The sequence below is a fragment of the Bradyrhizobium sp. BTAi1 genome (assembly GCF_000015165.1).
GTDB classification, from domain to species: Bacteria; Pseudomonadota; Alphaproteobacteria; order Rhizobiales; family Xanthobacteraceae; genus Bradyrhizobium; species Bradyrhizobium denitrificans.
Map to the genome: position 1 here is coordinate 5,034,886 of NC_009485.1, position 22,417 is coordinate 5,057,302.

The window sequence follows — 22,417 nt, forward strand, 5'->3', positions numbered from 1 at the left end:
CCATGCTCCCCGCGCGGCAGCCGTGTGGATCCCATCAGAACCGCGTCGCGAGCTCGACGAGCCTGCGGTGCGCCTGCTCGCGTGCCGTATGGATGCGCTCGGTCGGTCCGCTGGTCGGGCCGATCGCGACAAACGTCACGTCGCGAATGCCCATGAAACGAAGGCTCTCGCGGAGATAGGGCGTTGCGTGATCGGTCCGGCCGCGGCTCATGCCGGTCGAGAAATCGCCGCCGCTCGCCAGGACCACCAGCGTCGGACGATCCTTCAGCAGCGGCAGATAGCCGCGGGCCGGATCGAACCGGAAGGTGAGGCCCGGCTGATTGACGATGTCGAGCCAGTGCTTGAGCTTATACGGGATGCCGAAATTCCACATCGGCGTCGAGATCACGACGCGCTCGGCGAGGTCGAGCCGCACCGCCATGCGCTCGGCCATCGCGAACGCCGCGCGCTGGCTGTCGGTGAAAGCGCGCCCGCCCATCCGGGCGTATTTGGCTTGCAGGATCTCGCCGTCAAACTCCGGCAACTGCTCGCGCCACAGGTTGACCTCATCGACGTCCCAGCCGGGCCGCGCCTGTCTGAAGCGATCGAGAAAGGCACGCGCGCCGGCGCTGGACTCGGAGTCCCCGCGCGGCGAGGCGATCAGATGAAACAGCTTGGGCATGTCTCACCCCAGCGCCTTGATCACCGCATCGGCCCGGGTCACCACGGCGACGTTCTGGAGCGCAAAGTTGATCGACGCGCGGTGCCAGTCGGCGTTCATGGTCGAGCAGCAGTCTTCCGGCACCACCATGAAGTAGCCCTTGTCGGCACCGGTGCGCGCGGTGTGCTCGACCGACATGTTGGTCCAGGCCCCGGTGTTGATGAGGATGTCGCGGCCGGTGGCCTTCAGGATGGTCTCGAGCCGGGTGCCCTCCCAGGCGCTCATCCGCATCTTCTCGACCACGAAGTCCCCGCTTCGCGGCTCGAGGCCCGGCACCGGCGCTGCGCCCCAGCTGCCGCGCACCAGCGCCTTGCTATCGACCAGCCCCTCGAACAGCGGCGCGTTCAAGGTCACGCCGGGCGCGCCGGGCTCGACCACGAACCAGACGTGGATGATGACCACGCCGCAAGCGCGGGCGACCTCGGCAAGGCGCCGCACATTGTCGACGACGCGCTGCTGCTTGGCATGACCGGGGGCACCAGAATCGGCGAAGGCGCCGCCATCCATGATCACGTCATTCTGCAGGTCCTGGATGATCATGGCGCAGCGGCGCGGATCGAGCTGCATGTCGCCGGAGGCCAGCTGCGGCGCCGCTGGCGCGCTTGCGGAGCTTGCGCTCGATGCAGCCGAACCCGCCGTCGCCGCCCCGCGAGACCGTGCGCCCATGTAAGGCTCGTGGCGCGGACCGACCTTGGTCGCGATCGCATAGACCGAATGCGTGGCGGTGAGATAGAGCGTGCGAAAATCCGCACCGCCCCAGGCCAGATTGGCGACCAGTTCCGGCACGCGCACCTTGCCGAGCAGTTCGCCGGTGGGGGCATAGACCCAGACGCCGCCGGGCGCGGTCACCCAGACATTGCCGCGCTGGTCGCATTTCATGCCATCGGGAACGCCCGGCTCCAGTTCGGAGCGAATGCCGCTGGCGAAGACGCGGCCATTCGACAGCCCGCCATCGCTGCCGAGGTCGAAGACGCGGATCAATGCCTGCACGGTGTCGTTGACATAGAGCAGCCGTTCGTCGGGCGAGAAGCACAACCCGTTCGGCTGATCGAACAGATAACGGTCGACCAGCAGCCGCGGCGCGCCGCCGCCGGGCGGCACGCGATAGACGCCCTGGAAACCGAGCTGGCGCGGCCGCTCAACGCCATAGACCGGCATGCGGCCATACCAGGGGTCGGAGAAGTAGATCGCACCGCTGGAATGGACGCAGACATCGTTCGGACTGTTGAGCTCCTGGTTCTCGACATGCGACGCCACAATCTCCCGCCGGCCGTCGGGACGCTCGCGCACCAGGGACGATGTCGCGTGCTCGCAGACGATCAAATTGAGGTCGGCATCATAGGTCATGCCGTTGCATTTGTTCGACGGCCGCCGCATCTCGACCACGCCGCGCGTCGCATCCCAGCGGCGGCGGACGTCGGCCGGCATGTCGGAAAACAGCAGGTACTGCTCGATCGGATGCCAGATCGGTCCTTCGGTGAAATCGAAGCCAGTCGCGACCTGCGCCACAGGTGCGTAGGGATCGATCAGGCTCTCGAACTCACTGCGCAAGGTCACGTGGGTCATGGCTACGCCTCACGCCTTTACGCCGGAAACCAGTGACGCTGCGGCAGCGACTGCACGACCGGGCCCGGCACCTGGTCGTGCAGCCGCCCCGTCACCATTCCGCCCTCGATCTTGGCTGGCCGATCATGCACCGGCAGCAAATAGCGCGAGCTCGACAGCAGCTTCTTGATCGCGGCTTTCTCGGCGCGCTTGCTGGTGCCGTGATTGCCTGTCGTGCGCGGCTCGCCGTCCTGGATCTCGTTGAACGGCGTCACGATCTGGTCGTTGAAATCGTAAATGACGTCGCCGCAGATCGTGGCGATGCCGTCAGCGGTGTGGACGTGGATGTTCATCGAGCCCTCGGTGTGGGCATTGGCCGCCTCGCAATACACGCCGGGCATCAACTCGATCGCGCCGGTGAGCTCCAGGTCGAGGAAGCGCAGCGCGCTCTTGGTATGCAGCCGGTCGATCAGATGCTTGATGTCGGGCGCCGGATATTGCGGATGCATCAGCCCGGAGACGGAATATTCCAGCTCGCGGCGGTTCAGCACCACCGTAGTGTTCATCGGGAACAGATCGTCCTTGCCGGCATGATCGATGTGCAGATGGGTGTGGCAGACATAGCGGACATCGCCCATGCGGACGCCGTGCCGCGCCAGCTGGTTCTCGATCATGTTCTCGTGGTACTGCAGCCCGCGCATGCCCAAGGTCTCCATGATCTGGTTGGAGCGGTAGCCGGTATCGACCACGACCGGATAGGGCCCGCCCAGGATCAGGAAGCCGAGCGTCAGCACGCGGCGGGTGCGGCCGCAGTCGCGGCCGAGCACCAGGAAGCTCGATTCCAGCTCGATATCACCATAGTCGAGGATCTTGATTTCCAGCGCCATGAGCGTTCCCTGTTGCGTTTGGTGTCGTTGCGCGGGGCGTCATCCAAGCCGATAGATCCGCCGCGCGGTCTCTCCCATCACCTGCGCCCGCGCATGCGCATCAAGATCCTGGATTGCAGCCTCATAGGCAGCCACCAGCGCGCGATAGTCTGTCCAGAGCTTTTCGATCGGGAAGTTCGAGCCGAACAGGCAGCGCTCGGCGCCGAACAGGCCGATCGTCTCGCCTACGATGCCTGCAACATGGCCGGGGTCGTTGCGGCGGATGAAGGTGCCGAGGCCGGAGAGCTTGCTGACGACGTTGCGGCGGGCGGCGAGCCGCTGCATGCCGGCGCGCCAGGCCTCGCGCCCCGCGGGCGACAGGTCCTCCAGCATGCCGGCGTGCTGCAGGATGAAGGTGACGGACGGACAGGTCTCCGCCAGCGCGGCGGCGTCGGCCATCTGCCCGGCGAACACCTGCAGATCGAACGACCAACCATAGTCGGCCAGTCGCGCAACATTGGCACGGATATGGGGATCGTTGCACAGATCGGGCGACGCAGCGAAGCGATACAGCGGATTGTCGTGCCAATGCAGCTGCATGCGCACACCGCGGACCAACGGATAGCGGGCGAGCCGATCGAATTGCGGCCGCGCGTCATCAACGGCGAGATCGGCATAGGCGACGATCGCGTGCGGAAAGCCGTGCTCCTCGGCCGTGCTCTGCACCCAGGCGGCCTCGTCATCGAAACCGTCCTTGGCCCAGTTGGTCTGGACATAGACCGATTGCGTCACGCCGCTGCCGGCGACGTCGCCGAGATATTCCGCGATCGTGTAGTCGCGCCGAATGGACTCATAGGGTCCGAAGATGCGCGGCTGCATCGGCCCGACCAGCCAAGGCAGATCGGCCTGGCGCCAGATGTGATGATGCGCGTCGACATATCCGGTCATGCCGCCCTCCTCGGCGCCAGCGACAGCAGATGGGCAACGATGGCCTCGTCGGAGCCGCCTGGCACGATGTCATCGACGAACGGCGCGATCGCCTGCAACGCTGCGGTCTGCGGCTTGAAGCCGGGTCCCGTCGCCAGCGGCGTCAGCCAGCTCAGGCGCCAGGCGCGCAGCGACAGCTTCCACACGGCATCGCGGAGCGCCTGGTGGTCGCCGCGCTCCAGCCCATCCGAGATCACCAGCACCGAGGCGCCGCGCGCGTAGGTCGAGAAGCGCGGCACCGCGAGGAACGCCTGCAGCGCCTCACCGATCCGCGTGCCGCCGTCCCAATCGCTGACGAGATGTGAGGCCGCGAGCAGCGCCTGCTCGCGCCGCTTCAGCCGCAGCGGAGGCGTCACGCGCGTCAGCCGCGTGCCCAAAGTGAACACCTCGGCTTGCGGAATGGCCTGCACCAGCACATGGGCGAGCCGCATGTTGTCCTCGGTGCGCGCCTTCATCGAGCCGGACACGTCGATCAGCAGCAGCAGCCGGCGCAGCCGCGGCCGCCGCCTCAGCCGGCGCAAGGACAGCACCTCGCCATCATGCCGCACACTCTCGCGCAGGGTTCGGCGCAGGTCGACGAAGCCGCCTTGTCGCGCGCGCATCCGCCGGTGACCGCGCCGCTTCGGCAGCGTTGCCCGGGCCTGTCGTGCGAGGCGCTGCAAGGCATTGCCGCCGGTCGAGCCGGCAAGGCGCCGCGCGACCAGCGCCTCGGCGCGCGTCGCCGCCAACCCCGACTCGTTCTGCTCCTCGGCGAGATCGCGGTCGACGGCGCCGTCGCCCTCCTCCTGCAGCCGCACGATGTCGTCACGCTGGTCGGACTCGCTGAGGGCCGCAGCTTCAGTGACACCGAAATGGATGTCGAACAGCAGATTGTAGGTCGCGCGCCGCTCCGGCGGCGGGGCCAGGGTCGCCGCCCCGGCACGGCGGATGTCGTCGAGGGAGGTCGGTCCCAGCAGCGCGATGGCTTCGAGGAACGAAGTGGTCTGCTCCGGTGCGATCGCGAAGCCGTTCCGCCGCAGCAACGCGGCGAAGGAGATGAAGATCACGACAGCATTGGGCAGGCGAGGCTCGCTCATGTCATCACCTCCGCCAGCAGCGCATCGAGCCGGGGGGCGATGAAGGACAGATCCTCCTCGTCCTTGAGCGCAACGCCAATCGAGCGCTTGAACGCATCAGGCCAGCGCGCGCCGGTCTGGTTCAGCAGCGTCGCGGCCTCGGCCCAGTCGACCGCTTCGGCGATCCCCGGCGCCTTGCTCAACGGCTCGCGCCTGAGCTTCGCCACCGCCGACACCACTGCGCGCGCAGTCGCCTCGGCCACGCTGGAAGCCCGCATCATGACGATGCGCGCCTCGCGCGCCGCGTCGGGATAGTCGATCCAATGGTAGACGCAGCGGCGGCGCAGCGCTTCATGCAGGTCACGGGTGCGGTTCGAGGTCAGGACGACGATCGGCCGCTCGGCGGCGCGCACCGTGCCGCGTTCGGGGATCGAAATCTGGAAGTCGGACAGGAATTCGAGCAGGAACGCTTCGAACTCCTGGTCGGCGCGGTCGATTTCGTCGATCAGCAGCACCGTCGAGTCGGGCGCACGCAGGCAGGCCAGCATTGGCCGTTCGATCAGAAAACTCTCGCCATAGATGTCGATGCTCTCCTCGCCAGCCTGGCGGATCGCCAGCATCTGACGCGGATAGTTCCACTCGTAGAGCGCCGCCGCGGCGTCGATCCCCTCATAGCATTGCAGCCGGATCAGCTTGCGGCCGAGCACTGCGGCGATGGCCTTGGCCGCCTCGGTCTTGCCGACGCCGGGCGCGCCTTCCAGCAGCAGCGGCTTGCCGAGCGCGAGCGCGAGATAGGCCGCGGTCGACAGCCCGTCATCGGCGAGGTAATAGGCCGCGCGCAGCGCCTTCTCCAGCGCCTGCGGCGAGTCGATGCCGACAATATTGCTGCGGACCACCATCTCGCTTTACCGCCGCGTCTGCGGCCGCGCGCCGCCCTGGGCCCTGATCGCGCGCAGCACTTTTTCCGGCGTGATCGGCAACTCGTCGATGCGGACGCCCACCGCATTGAAGATCGCATTCGCGAGTGCCGGCAGCACCGGATTGGCGCACATCTCGCCCGGCCCCTTGCCGCCGAACGGACCGTCCGGCGCCGGCCGCTCCAGCACGGCGATGTCGTGCGGGCAGATGTCGCCGGGGCCGGGCATCAGATATTCGACGAAGTCGCGCGGACCCTGCCTGGGATCCGGATAATACGGCTCGGTTGTCTCATACAGGGCGTGGCTCATCCCCATCCAGGCGCCGCCGACCAGTTGCTGCTCGACCAGGCGCGGATTGAGCGCGCGACCCAGCTCATAGGCGCTGTCCATCCTGATCACGCCGACCTCGCCGGTCTCGTCATCGACCTCGACCTCCGCGACGAGGCAGGCGTGGGCGTAGCAGGTGGCGGGAGACATCTCGCCGGTCTCGGGATCGACGTCCGACAGCGGCACGAGGAAGATGCCGCGGCCGGAGATGGTCTTGCCCTGGCGGAACTGCGCGGCGATGGCAACGTCCTTCACCGAGATCGCGCGATGCGGCGCACCCTTGACGTGGATGTTGCCGCGGCCATCGGTCTCGAGATCGGCAGCGTTCACCTCGAGCTCTTCGGCCGCCGCCTCCATCATCACGCCGCGCGCCTCCTTGGCCGCCGCCATCACGGCATTGCCGACGCGATGCGTGCCGCGCGAGGCGAATGAGCCCATGCAGTGCGGCCCGGTGTCGGAATCGGCCGTGTCGACATAGACGTCCTCGACGGGCACGCCGAGCGTCTCGGCACAGATCTGCCGGGTCACCGACTTCATGCCCTGTCCCAGATCGATCGAGGACAGCGCCACCGTGAACTTGCCGCTCGGATTGGAATGCACCAGCGCCTGGCTGGGATCACCGCCGAGATTCATGCCGATGGGATAGTTGATGGCCGCCATGCCGCGACCGCGGTGCCTGGTCATGTCAGCGCCTCCTCGTGCCGAACACCGATGAGAACCGCGTTGCGCCGTGCGACGATGACGGCGCCGGGCTCTGCGGCGGCGGTGGCGGCGGCTCGAGCGGTGGCGACGAGAGCCCGCGGTCATAGCTGGTCCGCTGCTGCGCCGGTGCCGGCCGCGTCGCCGCGGTCTCACGCGGCGTGGACGGGACGGCGGCCCGCGCGCCGCCGCCATCCTTGCGCGACGACATCCTGCGGAACTCTTCGCGCATCGGCCATTTCGCCTTCTCGGCCGCGACCTGGACGCATTCGATCAGCGCGGTGTTCTTGGCCTCGCGCCGATGCGCCTTCATGTCGCCGTCGCGATAGGCATTGAGGATGCGGAACTCCATCGGGTCCATGCCGATGAGATGCGCGAGCTTGTCCATCTGGCATTCGAGCGCGAAGTCAATGCCGGTGATGCCGAAGCCGCGCATCGCAGTGGCCGGCGTGCGGTTGGTGAAGACGCAGTAGATGTCACCGTGGACGTTCGGGATCGTATAGGGACCAGGCAGATGCGCGGCGCATTTGACGACGGCATAGCTCGACAGCCGCGTATAGGCGCCGGAATCGAAATAGCCGCGGATCTGGCGCGCGACGATGCGGCCATCGCGCATCACGCCGTCCTTGATGTAGATGCGCTCGGCGCCGCGCGGCGGCCCGAACTGCATCTCTTCCTCGCGTCCGAGCACATAGCGCACCGGCCGCCCGGTCAGCATCGCGGCCAGGATGGCGAGCGGCTCGGTCAGGGTATCGACCTTGCCGCCAAAGCCGCCGCCGACAGTGCCGCCGATGAAGTGGAAGGTGTTCGACGGCAGATCGAGGATCTTGGCGCAGGTATCGAGCGAGAAGAACAGCGCCTGGGTCGAGGTGTAGACGACGTAGCGCCCATTCGTATCCGGCGCGGCAATGGAACCGTTGGTTTCGACCGGCGCGTGCTCGATCGGCGACATCTGGTAACGCTGCTCCAGCACATGATCGGCCTGGGCAAGACCGCGCTCGACATCGCCGAAGCGCAGCTTCTGGTGGTCGTAGCGCTCGTGATAAATGAACGTGTTCTTCGGATAGGTCTCGTTGACCGTGGGCGCGCCCGGCTTCAGCGCCTCCTCGACGTCGAACACGGCCGGCAAGTCTTCGTAATCGATGCGCACCTTGGCCGCCGCTTCGGCCGCCGCACGCGGCGTCTCGGCGACGACAGCGACGATGGGTTCGCCGCGATAGCGCACCTTGTCGACGGCGAGCGTCGGCTCGTCATCCTTGCCGAAATTGATCAGGCTGAGCAGCGTGTTCAGGTTGCGCGGCACGTCGCTGCCGCGGATGATCCGCCGCACGCCCTCGCTCCGCTCGGCCTCGCTGGTGTCGATGCGGCGCAGCCGCGCATGCGGCTGCGCCGACCTGACGACCCTCAGATGCAACATGCCCTGCAGCTTGTGATCGTTGAAATATGTCGAGGTGCCCGTGACGTGGCCGAGCATGTCCTGACGCTGGGTGCCCTTGCCGACCTCGTTGAGATTGTCGTCGCGCTCGTCGGCGAAGATGTCCTTGCGCAATTCCAACATGGCAATCTCCTCTACGCGCTCGCGCGCCGCGATGCGGCGGCCGCCAGCACCGCGTTGATGATCGGCTCGTAGCCGGTGCAGCGGCAGATATTGCCGGAGATCGCTTCCACCACCTGCTCACGGCTCGGCTGCGGGATCCTGTCGAGCAGCGCCTTGGCGGCCATCAGCATGCCCGGCGTGCAATAGCCGCATTGTGCCGCGAACCCTTCGGCGAACGCCTGCTGCAGCGGGTGCAGATTGGGCCCGGTCTTGATGCCGTCGAGCGTCTCGACCGCGCGCCCCTCAACGGTCTCGGCGAGCGTCAGGCAGGAGAGATGCGCTTCGCCGTCGATCAGCACGGTGCAGGCGCCGCAGCCGCCCTGCCCGCAGCCGAATTTGGGCGTGACGTCGCCGAGCATCTCGCGCAGGACGACAAGAAGATTTGTCCCGCCGTCGACGAACAGCGCGACCTCTCGGCCGTTGTGACGGAATTGCAAAGGAGTCTTGGTCACGCTCTAGCTCTCCTGTCCCGACAGAAGCCGCCGCAGATGCACGCCGACGACTTCGCGCCGGTACCACGCGCTGGCCAGCGCATTGTCAGTCGGAGCGGTCCCTTCGCTTGCCGCGGCGGCGGCGGCGTTGATCGTGCTGGCGTCGAGCGGACGGCCTTCGAGCGCGCGCTCGACGCCCTTGGCGCGGATCGCGGTCGGCGCCATCGAGCCCAGCGCAATGCGGGCGCCGCTGACGCGGCCGCCGCTTTGCGGAACATGCGCCGCAAGCGTGATGACGGATCCACCCTTCGGCTTGATGCGAGAAATCTTGCGATAACGGAACGCATCGGCCGACGCGGGCCGGATGCAGGATACGGCAACGACCAGCGCGCCGGCCTGGCGGTCGCGCGATTGCAGGAACTCCTCGAGCGGCATGTCGCGCAGACCGAAGCCGCCCTGCACGGCGACCAAGCCGTCGAGTGCGAGCAGCGCGACGGTAAAGTCGCCGAATGGCGCGGGCGCAAACAGATTGCCGCCGACGGTACCCATGTTGCGGACCGCAGGCCCGCCGATCGAGCGCGCGGCCGGATGCAGGAAGCCGAGATCGCGCTCGGCCAGCACGCGCGCAAAAGTCACTCCGGCGCCGATGCGGACGCGCGCGCCAGACCCGTCGATGGTCTGCAAGCTCCGATCGGTGGCGCGGACCACGGTCGTCATCGACACATCGCCCTCGTTGAGATCGCGCATCACCAGCGTGCCGCCGCCGAGATAACGGGCAGCACGGTCCGACGACAACGCCGACGCCACCTCGCTCAGAGCCTGGAAGGTCTTCACCGTCACCGGCATCGGTTCACCTCGTTGTTCATGCCGCCTGCTTGAGATGCGATCGGATCGATTCGAAGCCGGCCTGGTAAATGTCTTCCGCGACCATGCGCGCCAGCGTCTCGGCCTGCTCGGGGCGGGTCGTGAAGCGGCTCTCCCAGTGCCAGAACGTGCGATCGCCGTCGGTCACCGGCAGCAGCCGGACATGGGCGACATAGTTGAACATCGGGAGCGGCGTATCGAGCAGGCAATAGCTGAAGGTCTGTTCGAGATCCGACAGCGCGAGCAGCTGCTCGCGCAGCTCCGAGCCGTCCTTCAGCCGGAAACGCCTGACACAGCCGATCTTGTCGGACGTTTGCGAGCGCTCGATCGCCGACGTGGCGACGGCCGGATGCCAGCGATCATGGCCGTTGAAGTCGCGCAGCACCTCCCACACGACCTCGGTCGGCGCATCGATGATCGTGCTCTTGACGACGTGCGGCACCGTTCTAGCCTCCGAATGCCCGCTTGAGCGCGTCGAAGCCGCCCTGGAACACGCCACCGCCGATCGAGCCAACCAGATCAGCTTCGCGCTCCGGCGCGCAGTCGAACTCGGCGGTCCATTCCAGGAAGGTCTTGTCGCCATCCGTTACCGGCGTCAGCCGCAGCGTCGCCACATAGTTCGAAACCCCCATCGGCGATTCCAGAATCGAATAGGTGCAGAACATGTCGTAGTCGGACAGGCCGAGCAGCTTCTCGCGGATACGGTCGCCGTTGCGCAGGCGGAAATCCCTGACGCAGCCGATCTTGTCGGCTGGCTCGCCGCCTTCGATGCGGCTTTCCGCGATTGCGGGATGCCAGTTCGGCAGGCCGTTGAAGTCGCGGACGCGCGCCCACACCCGGTCGTTGCGGGCGTTGACGACAGTGGAGACATAGACCCTCGCCATCTCGCATCAACCCTTCTTGCGCGGACCGCGATCGGACGGCGGCTCGGACGGGCCGCCGCCCTCACCCCCGCCACCCCCGGCATCCTTGCGCGCCGACGCCTCCTTGCGGATGCCCTGCATGTCCCTGGCCTCGCGGATCAGGCCAGGCATCTTGGCGAGGCTGCCGCCCTCCACGCCGATGTCGGACAGGATGGAGTCGATCAGCGGGGCCTGGACGCGGTAGCGTAGCGCCGAGTCGATCACCTCGTCGGTGGCGCTGCGGCCGCCATTGCCATTGCCGCCATGGCCGTTGAGGCCATCGACCTGGAGAATCCGGATGCCCTCGATCTTCTCCATCGGCTTGACGCTCTCGCGCACGATGCCCTCGATGCGGTCGAGCAGCTTGCGGCGGAACAGCGAATAGCGCGCCTGGTCGGTCAGCACGTTCTCCGCCTCGTTGAGCAGCCGCTGCGCCTCGGCCTCGACCGCGGCCCGCACGCGCTCGGCCTCCGCGGCGATCCGGGTTTCCTCAGCCTGCTTCTCGGCGATCAGCACCTCGACGGTCTTGCGCCGGCGGGCGATCTCGCTCTCGCGCGCGGTGATGACTTTCTCCGTCGCCTCGGTGGCGCGGGTGCGTGCCTCCTCGGCCGCGACCTTGGCCGCGGATTCCTCGAGCGACTTCTGGTACAGCGCGATCGCCTTCTCCATCAGCGCGGTCTCGACGTCCTTCTCACGGTTGACCTCGAGCTTGCGCAGTTCGCGCTCCCTGCCGATGCGTGCCTCGTCAAGGCCGCGATCGGAGGCGATACGCGCGCGTTCGACCTCCTCGCGCGCCGCGATCTCCGCCTCCTGCAGCGACTGGACGCGGGCGACCTCGAGTTGCTCGATGGCGCGGCGGCGCTCCAGCCGGACAGCCTCCAGCGCCTGCTCACGGGACACGTCGGCGGTCTCGACCTGCTTGCGCGCGATGATCTCGGCCTCCTTGACCTGCCGGTCGGCATCGATGCGCTCGGCGCGCTTGGCCGCGAGCTCGATCACCCTGACCTCATCGGCGAGCTCGATCGCCTTCTTCTGATCGATGTTCAGCACCTCGCGCGTGCGCGACGAGGCGATGCGCTCGGCCTCCAGCGCCAGCTCGACCTCGATGCGGCGCCGCTCGACCGCCTCGCGCCGCTTCAGATCGGCGGCCTCGACGGCCTCGGTGCGCTCGATCTCCAGGCTGCGCGTCGTCTTCTCCGACTCGATCCGCCTGGCGGCCACCGCAAGCTCCTGGGCAATCCGGGCCGCTTCGATCGCTTCGCGCGAGGCGATGTCGACCTCCTCGATGGTCCTGATCCGCGCGATCTCCAGCGCACGCACCCGCTCCTCCTGCGCGATGCGGCTGGCTTCGGTGGCCTCGCGCGCAGCGATGCCGGCGATCTCGATGCCCTGATTGCGCTCGATCTCCAGCTTGCGCGTCGCATGCTCGGCGGCGATCCGTTCCGCTGACAACGCCTGCTCGCGGGCGATCCGGGCGGCCTCGACAGCCTGCTGCGCCTCGATCTCCGCTTCCTGAATCGCGCGCACCTGCGCGATCTCGGTCGCGCGGGTTCGTTCATCGGAGCTGATGCGTTCGAGATTGACGATCATCGTCTGCGCGATCCGCGCCTTCTCGGTTGCCTCGCGGGCCGCGATCTCCGCCTGTTCGATCGCGCGGGTGCGCTCGATCTCGCGGCGCCGCGTCTCCTCGTCATTGGCGATGCGGGCATCGGAGACGACGCGATCCTGCTGGATCCTGGCTTTCTCCACCGCTTCGCGCGCGGCGATCTCCGCTTCCTCGATGGTGCGGGTCCGCTCGATGTCGCGCTGGCGCACCTCGCGCTCCGACTCGATGCGCGCGGCGTCGATCGCGCGCTGATTGGCGATCCGGGCCTTCTCGATGTCCTCGCGCGCCAAGAGCTCGCGCTCCTCGACCGCGCGCGTGCGTTCGATCTCGCGCTGCCTTGTGTCGCGCTCAGCGGCGATGCGGGCTTCCGCAATCGTCAGTTCATTGGCGATGCGCGCCTTCTCGATCGTCTCGCGCGCCATGATCTGCGCCTGCTCGGCCTCGGTCTCGCGCAGCGCGCGCTCGCGCGCCACCTCGGTCCGCTGCAGGGCGCGACGCATCTCGATGTCACGCTCCTGGTCCAGCCGCGCCGTCTCGCTCTCGCGCTCGATGTCCAGCGCCTCGCGCTCGGCTTCGAGATTGCGGGTGCGGATCTTGATCATCGAGTCCTGCTCGATGTCGTTACGTAGCTTCCGCTTGCTCTCGATGTCCTCCATCAGCCGGGTCAGGCCTTCGGCGTCGAACCGGTTCGACGGGTTGAAGAACTCCAGGTCGGTCTGATCCAGATCGGTGATCGCGACGGATTCCAGCTCCAGGCCGTTCTGAGCCAGCGCCTCGGAGGCGGCGGCCTTCACGCGGGACACGTAGTCGCCGCGCTGCTCATGCATCTGCTCCATCGTCATCTCAGCGGCGACCGAGCGCAGCGCCGAGATGAACTTGCCGGAGAGCAGCGCGTGCAGTTTTTCTGGTTCCAGGGTGCGGCGGCCGAGCGTCGCGGCCGCAATCGACACGGCCTCGCGGGTCGGCTGAACACGAACGTAGAAGTCGGCCTCGACGTCGACGCGCATGCGGTCGCGGGTGATGACGGCGTCCTGCTTCGCGCGCGTGATGCCCATCGGCAGCACGTTCATGTTCACGGGGGTGTAGTCGTGAATGAACGGCATCACAAAGGCGCCGCCATTGATCACGACGCGCTCGCCCATGAAGCCGGTGCGGACGAAGGAGACCTCCTTCGAGGAGCGGTGGTACAGCCAGTTGACGATGTAGACGGCGACCACGATGACGATGATCGCAACGATCAGCCACAGGATCAGCTCACCGATCAGAACCCCGGACATCCGTTTTCCTCCCTCAGTCCTCCGTCCGACGCGCGGGACGCGAGGCGCCGCCGCCGTCGGATCACGTGGTGTCGCATCAGACGCGGCGCGGCCGCGAGCTGATCGCCTTGAAATGTCGTACCTGCTGCGTCAGCGCCCGCTCCACCGGCAGCCGTTCCATCGAGGACGCGCCGTAGAAGCCGTGGCAGTTCTTCGTATGTTTCATGATGAAGTCGGCATCGGCGGGCTCGGCGATCGGGCCGCCATGCGCCAGGATCAGGATTTCGGGATTGACGCTGAGCGCGGCAGAGGCCCAGCTGTCGATCAGGCCGGGGCAGTCTTCCAGCTTCGGCGCGGTCTGCGCACCGATCGAGCCACCCGTGGTCAGCCCGAGATGACAGACGATGATGTCGGCACCTGCGATTGCCATGCCCGTCGCCTGCGCCTCGTTGAACACGTAGGGCGTCGTCAGCAGATCCTTGTCATGGGCGCGCCCGATCATATCGATCTCAAGTGCGTAGGAGATGCCCGTCTCCTCGAGATTGGCCCGGAACGTGCCGTCGATCAGGCCGACGGTCGGAAAGTTCTGCACGCCGGAGAAGCCGAGTGTCTTCAGCTCGTCGAGAAACACGTCCATGTCGCGGAACGGGTCGGTGCCGTTGACGCCGGCGAGCACCGGCGTGCTCTTCACGACCGGCAACACCTCGGCCGCCATCTCGACCACGATCGCATTGGCATCGCCATAGGCCATCAGCCCGGCGAGCGAGCCGCGGCCGGCCATGCGGTAGCGGCCGGAATTGTAGATCACGATCAGATCGATCCCGCCGGCTTCCTCGCATTTGGCCGACAGGCCGGTGCCGGCGCCGCCGCCGATGATCGGCACACCCCGGCGGACCATGTCGCGAAACTTCTTCAGCAGCGGTGCGCGCTCATATCTCGGCATCACCATCACCTCACCTGTCTGCGCCGCGCCGGCAGCCGCCCGAGCATCGGCCTGATGGCGCCGACGATCGTGGCGACGAACTCATGATCGTTGATATGATGCGGCACGCGGATCAGGCGCCGGTTCGAGGTCTGCCGCACGGTCTGCTCCAGGCTGCGGAACAGCGCCTCATCCGCATCGCGGTCGAAGAACGGCTGCCCCTGGGCATCGAGTGCCGAGACGCCTTTCTCAGGCAGGAAGAACCTGACGGGTCCATCCATGCGATTGAGCCGCTCGCCGATCCAGCGCCCCATCTGCGTGTTCTCCGCAGGCGTCGTGCGCATCAAGGTGACCTGTGGATTGTGGACGTGGAACTTGCGGCCGCGGTAGCGCTCGGGGATCGTGTCCGGCGCGCCGAAATTGACCATGTCGAGTGCACCGACCGAGCCGACATAGGGCACGCGGGTGCGAATGATGGCGCCGAGGCGGTCTTCGGTGGCCGGGAACACGCCACCCATCAGGAGGTCGCAGACCTCGGTCGTGGTGAGGTCGATGACGCCGGCGAGCATGCCGGAGTCGACCAGCTTCTCCATCGCGCGGCCGCCGACGCCGGTGGCGTGGAACACGAGGCACTCATATTCGTCGTCCAGCTCGGCCGTGATTCTCTGCACCGCGGGCGTGGTGACGCCGAACATCGTGATACCGATCGCGGGCATCTGAGGCTTGGCGCGGTCGACCGTCGCGGCTTGTTGCTGGCGCGCCATAACCATGCCGGCCAGCGCATGGGCGCCGTTGCTGAGCACGGCACGCGAGATCGAATTCAGCCCCTGCACGTCGGTCACCGAGTACATCATCGCGATATCGGCTGGGCCGACATAGGCGCCGACGTCCCCCGACGCCACCGACGAGATGATCAGCTTGGGCACGCCAATGGCGAGCTCGCGCATCCCTGGTGCGACCAGCGACGTACCGCCAGAGCCGCCCGCGGAAATGATGCCGGCGACGTTGTCCTGTCGACGCAGCCAGCGTGCAAAGGCGTCGGCCATCGCGGTGACGGAGGCACCGCGATCGGAGCCGAACACGGCGGAGCCGCCACGGGGATGATTGAGCGCGATCTCCTGGGCCGAGACGTCGCAGCTTCCCTGCTTGCCGCTGGTGGAGACATCGACCAGCCGGGTGCGCAGGCCATGGCCGGCAATGATGTCGCGGATGAAGCGCAGCTCGTCGCCCTTGGTGTCGAGCGTGCCGACCACGATCACGGCCGGCGGCCCGGATGTGATCGGCCCGGCGCGCTCCCCGCTCGAACTCGTCGCCTCGGCGAGCCGGGTGACACTGGTCGAGACCGTGCGCGCCTTGGCCTCGATTTGCGCGATCGGCACCGGCTGCGACCACCGCGTCGGCAGCACGGGATTGGAGAGGTAGATCTTGACCGGCCCGGCCTTGGGCGTTGCAGGTGGGACTACGCCGGCAACCGGCTCCCCCCTCACCTGCTCCGTGCCGAGGTCGGTCTCGTCCCCGGCATGCTGGCCGACGCCGAGCAGGCGCTGCTGCAGCTCGCGATCGGCGGCGAGCCGCGCGGAGTCGATGATGCGGTTGATGCGGCCGTTGACCATGATGGCGACGCGCGGCGAGACCGCCGTGGCAACGCCGATATTCTGCTCGATCACGAGCACCGCGATGTCGCTGTCCTGGCCGAGGCGGATCAGCATCTCCTCGACCTGGGTGACGATGACCGGCGCCAACCCCTCGGTCGGCTCGTCCATGATCAGGAGCTGCGGATTGGTCAGCAGCGCGCGCGAGATCGCCAGCATCTGCTGCTCGCCGCCCGACAATTGTCCACCACCATTGTTGCGGCGCTCGGCCAGCCGCGGAAAGGTCTCGTAGACGCGGTCGACGGTCCAGGCGCCACGGCGCAGCCCGGCCGCGAGCCGCAAATGCTCGTCGACGCTGAGCGAGCGCCACAGACGCCGTCCCTGCGGCACGTAGCCGACGCCGAGCCGCGCGATGCGGGCGGGATTGAGCCCGGTGATGTCCTCCCCGCGCAGCCGCACCGATCCGCCGGACGGGCGCAGCAGACCCATGATGGCCTTGCACAGCGTCGTCTTGCCCATGCCGTTGCGGCCGACCAGCGAGAACACGCCGCTTTCCAAGCGGAGGTCGACGCCCTGCAGCGCATGCGAATGGCCGTAGTAGACATCGAGTCCCCGGACGTCGAGTGCGGGAACGGAGCGGCTGCGATCATTCATGGCCGCCTCCGAGATACAGCTCCTGCACCTCCGGATCGGATTCGATCTCGTGCGGCGCGCCCTCCTTGAAGATGCGGCCATTGTGCATCATCGTCACGCTCTCGACGACGCGCAGCGCCACGTCCATGTCGTGCTCGATGATGATGTAGCCGATATGCGCCGGCAGCGCGGTCAGGATCTCCACCAGTTCGCGCCGCTCGGTCGGCGACAGGCCCGCGGCCGGCTCGTCGAACAGGATGAAGCGCGGCGCCCCGGCCAGCGCCAGCGCGATTTCGAGCTGCCGTTGCTGGCCATGGGCGAGCTCGGAGACGAACCGCTCGCGAACCGACGTGAGATGCACGGCTTCGATCAGCCGCTCGGTCGCCTGCATCAGCGCATCATTGGCGCGGGGGCGCAGCATCGAGAAGCGCGCACGCGACACGCCGCGGCAGGCGAGATAGACGTTGTCCCGCACCGACAGGCCGAGGAACAGCGCGGAGATCTGGTAGGTCCGGCGCAGCCCGCGGCGGATCCGCTCATGGGGCGGAAAGGCCGTGATGTCCTCGCCGAAGAAGCGGATCGTGCCCGAGGTCGGCAGGAAATCGCCGGTGACGCAGTTGAACAGCGTCGTCTTGCCGGCGCCGTTCGAGCCCAGCACCGCGCGCCGCTCGCCTGGCCGAACCGTGATGGTGATATCGGTCAACGCCGCCAGCGCGCCGAACATGCGAGTGACGCCGCGCAGTTCGAGTGCCGCCGTCGAGCCGAGTGCCGAGAGCCGGTCCGCCACTCTATCCATGGCCGTGACCTCCCGGCCGTGTGTCCCTGTGCTGGCCGCGCTTGCGCCAGCGCTCATAGAGACCGATCACGCCGTCCGACGACCAGAATACGATCGCGAGGAAGCCGAGGCCGATCAAGAGCCGGAAGCGGTTGCCGTCAAGCCCGACCTTGACCAGGAAATCGAGCGCAAAGGTGCGCAGCATGACGAAGATGAAGGCGCCGATATAGGCGCCGACCGGCCGGGTGACGCCGCCGACCACGGCAACGATCAGAATGTCGATGCAACGCTCGACGGCGACAGAGCCTGGCGAGATCTGCCGGTAATTCCAGACCTGGAGCACGCCGCCGAGGCCGGCGATCAGGGCGGCGAAAGCATAGGCCGCGATGCGATGCGCATTGACGTTGAAGCCGAGCGCGGCCATGCGCCTGGGATTGTCGCGGACGCCCTGCAGCGCCAGGCCGAACGGTGCGCGGGACAGATAGAGCACGACGCCATAGCAGGCGACCGCGACCGCCAGCGTCAAATAATAGAAGGCGATGTCGGAGCGCCAGTCGATGCCGATAAAATGCGGCGTCGCGATCGTGTTGATGCCGGTATGGCCGTTGAAGATGGCCCAGTTCTGGTTGGTGAAATAGTAGAACGCCGCGCCGATCGCGAGCGTGATCATGATGGTGTAGATGCCCTCGGTCCGTACCGCCAGCGCGCCGCCGAGCGTGCCGAACAGCACCGCGAGGACCAGCGCCGTCGGCGTCGCCAGCCACCATGGCCAACCCAGGCTGATATTGGCGTTGCCGCTGACACCGAACACGGCAACCATGTAGCCGGCAAAGCCGGCGATCGTGAGCTGCATCAGGCTGACCATGCCGCCATAACCGGCGAGGAACATCAGGCTCAGCGCGATGGTGCCGAGGATCAGCGTCGTGCCAAAGATCTCGATCAGGAAGAAGCCATTGGCGATGAGCGGCATGATCAGTAGCAGCGCCGCTACGGCCCAGGCCCACGGCTGCTCGGTGACCGACCACGCGGCCGGCTGCGGCGCGGTGCCCGGTTGCGCCAGCATGCCCTCTCTCGCCCGCGCCTCCTGGATCAGCGACATCTCAGCGCCTCGCCAACAGGCCCTGGGGCCGCAGCGCCAGCACCAGCACCATGATCAGGAAGGTGACGACGATCGCGTAGGTCGGGATGTAGACCGACCCCAATTGCTCGGCGAGCCCGATGATCAGCGCGCCGAGCGCGGCACCGGGAATCGACCCCATGCCGCCGACGATGACGACGACGAGCGACGCCAGCAGGAAGCGCGTATCTTCCCCCGGCGAGATCGATTGGAAGGTTCCGCCCACCACCCCGGCGATGCCAGCGAGCCCCGCGCCGAGCGCGAACACCAGGACGAAAACGAGCTGGATGTGCACACCGGTCGCGGCAAGGATCTCGCGGTCGTCGACACCGGCGCGCACGATCATGCCGACCCGCGTGCGGTTCAGCGCCAGCCACATCAGGACACCGATCACCACCGAGCCGCAGAAGATCACCAGGCGCACCAGCGGATATTGCAGGAACACCGCCTCGCCCGATGACTTCATGGCCGTCATCAGCGGCAGCTGGACCGGTCCGATCAGCCATGCCGGCGTCTGGATCTGGTAGAAGTCGCCGCCGAACGCCCACAGCATCAGATCGGCGAACACGATCGACAGCCCGATGGTCACCATGGTCTGGCGCAGGTCCTGGCCCTCCATGCGGCGGAACACCAGGAACTGAAGCAGAATTCCGATCGCGGCGACCACGACGAAGGCGACGACGAAGGCGAGGATCCATGAGCCGGTCGCAGCCGAGATGCCATAGCCGACATATCCGCCGAACAGATAGAGCGAGCCGTGCGCGAGATTGACGTTGCGCATCAGGCCGAAGATCAGGGTGAAGCCGCTCGCCACGAGAAAGTACAGTCCACCCAGCGTGATCCCGTTGAACACCGCGCTGAGAAACACCTTCTTCCGGCCGATCGCATCCTCCAGCCCGGGCGGCCAGACGGCGAAGATCAACCAGGTGAAAAGCGCGATGGCCAGAAGAATGACCAGCGACCAGATCGGCTGGCGCTCGATGAAGCGGCTCATCGGTCCTCCCTCACGCGCAGGCGGACCGGTCCGTCAGCGGCGCGGCAAGGCGCGTTCAGCCGGAGATCGCCGGGTGTACCGGCCATCGCTCGTCCTCCCTCGTCGGATCCTTTGGCGGATCACGTTGCTCGCAGTGTAGCGGGGGACCAGCGTCGGTATTTGATCGACAGTCTCTTTTCGCGCGATGCGCAGCAGCACGTCAGGCGCGCAGCACTTTTGCAGCGCGGCGATAGTCGGTCGGCGCCATGCCGACATTGCCGGCAAAGAAGCGCGTGAAGCCGCTCTGCGAGGAAAAGCCGAGATCGAAGCCGATGTCGGCGATCGGCGACTCCGTCGCCACAAGCGCATCCAACGCCCGCTCCATCAACAGCGTGTTGAGATAGAGGTTCGGGGTCACGCCGGTCTGGCTACGGAACAGACGATAGAAATGCGGCCGCGACAGTCCGGACTCGCGCGCGATGTCATCGAGCTCGATCTCCGCGCAGGGGCTGTCGGACATCAGCTTGATGCATTTGCGAACACGGAAATCAGTCACCTCGGCGCAGCGCCGCTCCGGCATCAGTTCGACGATCCGCCAGCTCTCCTCATAGCAGCTATCGATCAGCTGTCGCAGCTCGCCGTCGAGACAGCCGAGCGATGGCGCGCCACATACCAACGCTGCGGTGCGGCGGATGCAGCGGTCCAGCGCCGCCGTGCGCCTAAAACAGGTTCGGCCGAAGCGGAGGCCCTGCTCGCGGGCGGCCGAGGGCGCAAACCAGTCGGCGTTGACATAGAGCACAAAGAAGATCGCGCCATTGTCGACGTCGTTAGGCAGGAAATTATGCGGTTCCCAGGGGTTGACCGCGACGATCCAATCTTCACCGATCTGATAGCGCTGCTCGCAGACATCGATGTCGGCCGGCGTGCCGCCAACGTGGAAGATCAGATGCCCTTCACGATGGGCATGCACATTGAACGGCCGATTGAGCTGATAAACCGTTGCGCGACCAAAGCGAGCATGAAAGACGGCGAGAGCCCTACTCATCACTCCCCCACTGACATTGGTTTCTTGCTTATCGCTCAGCGTCGATCATTGCTCCGTCAAAAGCAAGCGACGCGACGACGCGGCCCGAGCAAGCTCGAGCCGCGCCGCTCCGGCCGGAAAGGTCAATATTTCTTACATTCAGGAACAGTCCGGCTGGGCAGCCCGATCTTGGCGAAGGTCGCGGGATCATAGCCCAGCGTCTGGTTGACGTCGGGAATCACCTTCACGACCTTGCTGAACAGCGCGCCCTTGCCGTCGTCGACGACCTCGGTCACGAAGTTGGTGCCGATCGCCTGGCGATTGGAGTCGAGCTTGATCTTCCCGTTCGGCGCGTCGATCTCGATCTTCGCGAGCGCCTCTTTCAGCTTGGCCTGGTTGTTCGACAGATCGCCATTTACCTCCCGCAGCGCCAGGATCAGCGCCATGGTCGATCCGTAGTAGTTGGTCGCAAGCAGGGACGGACTCGGGAAACGCTTCTCCGGCGGGAATGAATCCTGATAGGCCTTGACAAATTTCTGCCAGCGAGGGTCTTCCCAGGTGTCGGCCTGGCCCGACGCCGCGATGGTCCCGATCAGCGCGTTCTTGGCATTGCCCTTCGACGACAGGATGGTCTGATCGATCATGATCGAGCCGCCCATCAGGTGCGCCTTGCCACCGGCCTGCTGATACTGATTGAGGAAGTTGACCGCATCGGCGCCGCCGAGGCCGAGATAGATTGCGTCGACATCGTCGGGAAGCGCCGCGATGACGGAGGCGAAATCCTTGGTGCCGAGCGGCACCCATTGCCGGCTCGTGATCTTGCCGCCGAGGCCGCAGAACTCCAGCGCCAGCCCGAACACCTGGGTATAGATGAAGGAGTAATCCTCGCCGACGGTCGCGATCTTGCGGTAGCCCTTGGTCTCATAGGCGTATTTGCCGAGACCGACCTGCCACTGGGCACCGTCCATGTTGTAGCGGAAGAAGTTCGGCGCCGGATCGACATAGGTCGTCTCCTGTGCACCTGACGCGGCATTGACGAAGGTCAGCTCCGGGTGCGTCTTGGCGAAATTCTTGACCGCGATACCTTCGTCGCCGGACAGCGGCGACAGCAGGATCTGCACCTTGTCCTGCTCGATCAGCTTGCGCACCGCACGGACGGCGGAGTCCGGCGTGGCATCCGTCGAAGCCACGACGAATTCGAGCTCCTTGTCGCCGATCTTCTTGCCGAGCACGTTGACGGCGGTGACGTGACCGCGCATCCCGTCCTCGCCGAGCACGGTGTAGGTCCCCTCAAGGGTGGCGGTGACCCCGACCCTGATCTTCTCCTGGGCAGAGGCCGTGCCTGACAGCAGCAATGCCGTGAGCGCAGCGAACCCCACACTTCGCATGACCATCGAACTCCTCCCTTTGCAAATCGCCGAAGCACTTGGAACGTGCCGGCCAGTCGTTGCTGGCCTCGTCGTGGACTTCGCCGGCACATGCTCGACATGCCGGCGACCCACGATCTGCGGGGAACGCTATCCGATGGGGCGAGAGAGGCGTGCGTGGTCCTCCTCGTCATCTTGACGGGGAGTCTCATTTTCCATGGTGCGACGCAATCGATGCGACGGAAGCTGACGCTCCACCGCG

General features: G+C 66.6%; 20 protein-coding genes. All 20 read right to left on the reverse strand.

Translation table 11 applies throughout. The features are described from left to right. Nucleotides 1-34: 34 nt before the first annotated feature. The 20 genes from BBTA_RS22500 to BBTA_RS22595 all read right to left on the reverse strand — a co-directional run bounded on the left by BBTA_RS22500 (nt 35) and on the right by BBTA_RS22595 (nt 22,182). A complete protein-coding gene (locus BBTA_RS22500; protein ID WP_012044810.1) occupies nt 35-661 on the reverse strand; it encodes an FMN-dependent NADH-azoreductase in 627 nt (208 codons plus the stop codon). A 3-nt stretch (nt 662-664) separates the two neighbouring features. Further along, on the reverse strand, nt 665-2,266 hold the full coding sequence (locus BBTA_RS22505) for an isochorismatase family protein (protein ID WP_012044811.1): 1,602 nt from the start codon (nt 2,264-2,266) through the stop codon (nt 665-667). A gap of 17 nt (nt 2,267-2,283) precedes the next feature. After that, nucleotides 2,284-3,132: an MBL fold metallo-hydrolase gene (locus tag BBTA_RS22510; RefSeq protein WP_012044812.1), complete on the reverse strand. Its 849-nt coding sequence runs from the start codon at nt 3,130-3,132 to the stop codon at nt 2,284-2,286. Nucleotides 3,133-3,171: 39 nt separating this feature from the next. After that, a complete protein-coding gene (locus BBTA_RS22515; protein ID WP_012044813.1) occupies nt 3,172-4,059 on the reverse strand; it encodes an amidohydrolase in 888 nt (295 codons plus the stop codon). Continuing rightward, nucleotides 4,056-5,174 (reverse strand): VWA domain-containing protein, encoded by a 1,119-nt coding sequence (locus tag BBTA_RS22520; protein ID WP_012044814.1) that lies wholly within the window; start codon nt 5,172-5,174, stop codon nt 4,056-4,058. The genes BBTA_RS22515 and BBTA_RS22520 overlap by 4 nt, the downstream gene beginning before the upstream one ends. Then, on the reverse strand, nt 5,171-6,052 hold the full coding sequence (locus BBTA_RS22525) for a MoxR family ATPase (protein ID WP_012044815.1): 882 nt from the start codon (nt 6,050-6,052) through the stop codon (nt 5,171-5,173). The genes BBTA_RS22520 and BBTA_RS22525 overlap by 4 nt, the downstream gene beginning before the upstream one ends. A gap of 6 nt (nt 6,053-6,058) precedes the next feature. Continuing rightward, a complete protein-coding gene (locus BBTA_RS22530; RefSeq protein WP_012044816.1) occupies nt 6,059-7,081 on the reverse strand; it encodes a xanthine dehydrogenase family protein molybdopterin-binding subunit in 1,023 nt (340 codons plus the stop codon). Nucleotide 7,082: 1 nt separating this feature from the next. Further along, on the reverse strand, nt 7,083-8,654 hold the full coding sequence (locus tag BBTA_RS22535) for a xanthine dehydrogenase family protein molybdopterin-binding subunit (protein ID WP_012044817.1): 1,572 nt from the start codon (nt 8,652-8,654) through the stop codon (nt 7,083-7,085). Between the two features lie 11 nt (nt 8,655-8,665). Further along, nucleotides 8,666-9,145: a (2Fe-2S)-binding protein gene (locus tag BBTA_RS22540; RefSeq protein WP_012044818.1), complete on the reverse strand. Its 480-nt coding sequence runs from the start codon at nt 9,143-9,145 to the stop codon at nt 8,666-8,668. Nucleotides 9,146-9,148: 3 nt separating this feature from the next. Continuing rightward, the gene (locus BBTA_RS22545; RefSeq protein ID WP_012044819.1) at nt 9,149-9,970 is read right to left on the reverse strand and encodes a xanthine dehydrogenase family protein subunit M; all 822 of its coding nucleotides are present in this window, start codon (nt 9,968-9,970) and stop codon (nt 9,149-9,151) included. A 16-nt stretch (nt 9,971-9,986) separates the two neighbouring features. Next, a complete protein-coding gene (locus BBTA_RS22550; RefSeq protein WP_012044820.1) occupies nt 9,987-10,430 on the reverse strand; it encodes an SRPBCC family protein in 444 nt (147 codons plus the stop codon). Nucleotides 10,431-10,434: 4 nt separating this feature from the next. Then, a complete protein-coding gene (locus tag BBTA_RS22555; RefSeq protein WP_006609919.1) occupies nt 10,435-10,872 on the reverse strand; it encodes an SRPBCC family protein in 438 nt (145 codons plus the stop codon). A 6-nt stretch (nt 10,873-10,878) separates the two neighbouring features. Continuing rightward, entirely contained in the window at nt 10,879-13,773 is a 2,895-nt protein-coding gene (locus tag BBTA_RS22560) for a flotillin family protein (protein ID WP_012044821.1), read from the reverse strand. A 76-nt stretch (nt 13,774-13,849) separates the two neighbouring features. Beyond that, nucleotides 13,850-14,695 (reverse strand): phosphoenolpyruvate hydrolase family protein, encoded by an 846-nt coding sequence (locus BBTA_RS22565; RefSeq protein ID WP_012044822.1) that lies wholly within the window; start codon nt 14,693-14,695, stop codon nt 13,850-13,852. A 5-nt stretch (nt 14,696-14,700) separates the two neighbouring features. After that, on the reverse strand, nt 14,701-16,920 hold the full coding sequence (locus BBTA_RS22570) for an ABC transporter permease (RefSeq protein WP_012044823.1): 2,220 nt from the start codon (nt 16,918-16,920) through the stop codon (nt 14,701-14,703). Next, the gene (locus tag BBTA_RS22575) at nt 16,913-17,695 is read right to left on the reverse strand and encodes an ABC transporter ATP-binding protein (protein WP_012044824.1); all 783 of its coding nucleotides are present in this window, start codon (nt 17,693-17,695) and stop codon (nt 16,913-16,915) included. Before BBTA_RS22575 ends, BBTA_RS22570 begins: the two co-directional genes overlap by 8 nt. Further along, on the reverse strand, nt 17,688-18,773 hold the full coding sequence (locus BBTA_RS22580; protein ID WP_041750828.1) for a branched-chain amino acid ABC transporter permease: 1,086 nt from the start codon (nt 18,771-18,773) through the stop codon (nt 17,688-17,690). The genes BBTA_RS22575 and BBTA_RS22580 overlap by 8 nt, the downstream gene beginning before the upstream one ends. Nucleotide 18,774: 1 nt before the next feature. Beyond that, the gene (locus tag BBTA_RS22585; protein ID WP_012044826.1) at nt 18,775-19,785 is read right to left on the reverse strand and encodes a branched-chain amino acid ABC transporter permease; all 1,011 of its coding nucleotides are present in this window, start codon (nt 19,783-19,785) and stop codon (nt 18,775-18,777) included. Nucleotides 19,786-19,984: 199 nt separating this feature from the next. After that, nucleotides 19,985-20,809: an AraC family transcriptional regulator gene (locus tag BBTA_RS22590; protein WP_012044827.1), complete on the reverse strand. Its 825-nt coding sequence runs from the start codon at nt 20,807-20,809 to the stop codon at nt 19,985-19,987. 122 nt (nt 20,810-20,931) lie between these two features. Next, nucleotides 20,932-22,182, reverse strand: coding sequence for an ABC transporter substrate-binding protein (locus BBTA_RS22595; RefSeq protein WP_012044828.1), 1,251 nt, complete (start codon nt 22,180-22,182; stop codon nt 20,932-20,934). Nucleotides 22,183-22,417: the final 235 nt, after the last annotated feature.

Bases quoted from the DNA above. Each gene is read 5' to 3' on its own strand.
- BBTA_RS22525 (WP_012044815.1), bottom strand. From the start codon at position 6,052: ATGGTGGTCCGCAGCAATATTGTCGGCATCGACTCGCCGCAGGCGCTG.
- BBTA_RS22595 (WP_012044828.1), bottom strand. From the start codon at position 22,182: ATGGTCATGCGAAGTGTGGGGTTCGCTGCGCTCACGGCATTGCTGCTG.
- BBTA_RS22555 (WP_006609919.1), bottom strand. From the start codon at position 10,872: ATGGCGAGGGTCTATGTCTCCACTGTCGTCAACGCCCGCAACGACCGG.
- BBTA_RS22560 (WP_012044821.1), bottom strand. From the start codon at position 13,773: ATGTCCGGGGTTCTGATCGGTGAGCTGATCCTGTGGCTGATCGTTGCG.
- BBTA_RS22545 (WP_012044819.1), bottom strand. From the start codon at position 9,970: ATGCCGGTGACGGTGAAGACCTTCCAGGCTCTGAGCGAGGTGGCGTCG.
- BBTA_RS22575 (WP_012044824.1), bottom strand. From the start codon at position 17,695: ATGGATAGAGTGGCGGACCGGCTCTCGGCACTCGGCTCGACGGCGGCA.
- BBTA_RS22565 (WP_012044822.1), bottom strand. From the start codon at position 14,695: ATGCCGAGATATGAGCGCGCACCGCTGCTGAAGAAGTTTCGCGACATG.
- BBTA_RS22535 (WP_012044817.1), bottom strand. From the start codon at position 8,654: ATGTTGGAATTGCGCAAGGACATCTTCGCCGACGAGCGCGACGACAAT.
- BBTA_RS22590 (WP_012044827.1), bottom strand. From the start codon at position 20,809: ATGAGTAGGGCTCTCGCCGTCTTTCATGCTCGCTTTGGTCGCGCAACG.
- BBTA_RS22505 (WP_012044811.1), bottom strand. From the start codon at position 2,266: ATGACCCACGTGACCTTGCGCAGTGAGTTCGAGAGCCTGATCGATCCC.
- BBTA_RS22520 (WP_012044814.1), bottom strand. From the start codon at position 5,174: ATGAGCGAGCCTCGCCTGCCCAATGCTGTCGTGATCTTCATCTCCTTC.
- BBTA_RS22510 (WP_012044812.1), bottom strand. From the start codon at position 3,132: ATGGCGCTGGAAATCAAGATCCTCGACTATGGTGATATCGAGCTGGAA.
- BBTA_RS22530 (WP_012044816.1), bottom strand. From the start codon at position 7,081: ATGACCAGGCACCGCGGTCGCGGCATGGCGGCCATCAACTATCCCATC.
- BBTA_RS22570 (WP_012044823.1), bottom strand. From the start codon at position 16,920: ATGAATGATCGCAGCCGCTCCGTTCCCGCACTCGACGTCCGGGGACTC.
- BBTA_RS22515 (WP_012044813.1), bottom strand. From the start codon at position 4,059: ATGACCGGATATGTCGACGCGCATCATCACATCTGGCGCCAGGCCGAT.
- BBTA_RS22585 (WP_012044826.1), bottom strand. From the start codon at position 19,785: ATGAGCCGCTTCATCGAGCGCCAGCCGATCTGGTCGCTGGTCATTCTT.
- BBTA_RS22580 (WP_041750828.1), bottom strand. From the start codon at position 18,773: ATGTCGCTGATCCAGGAGGCGCGGGCGAGAGAGGGCATGCTGGCGCAA.
- BBTA_RS22500 (WP_012044810.1), bottom strand. From the start codon at position 661: ATGCCCAAGCTGTTTCATCTGATCGCCTCGCCGCGCGGGGACTCCGAG.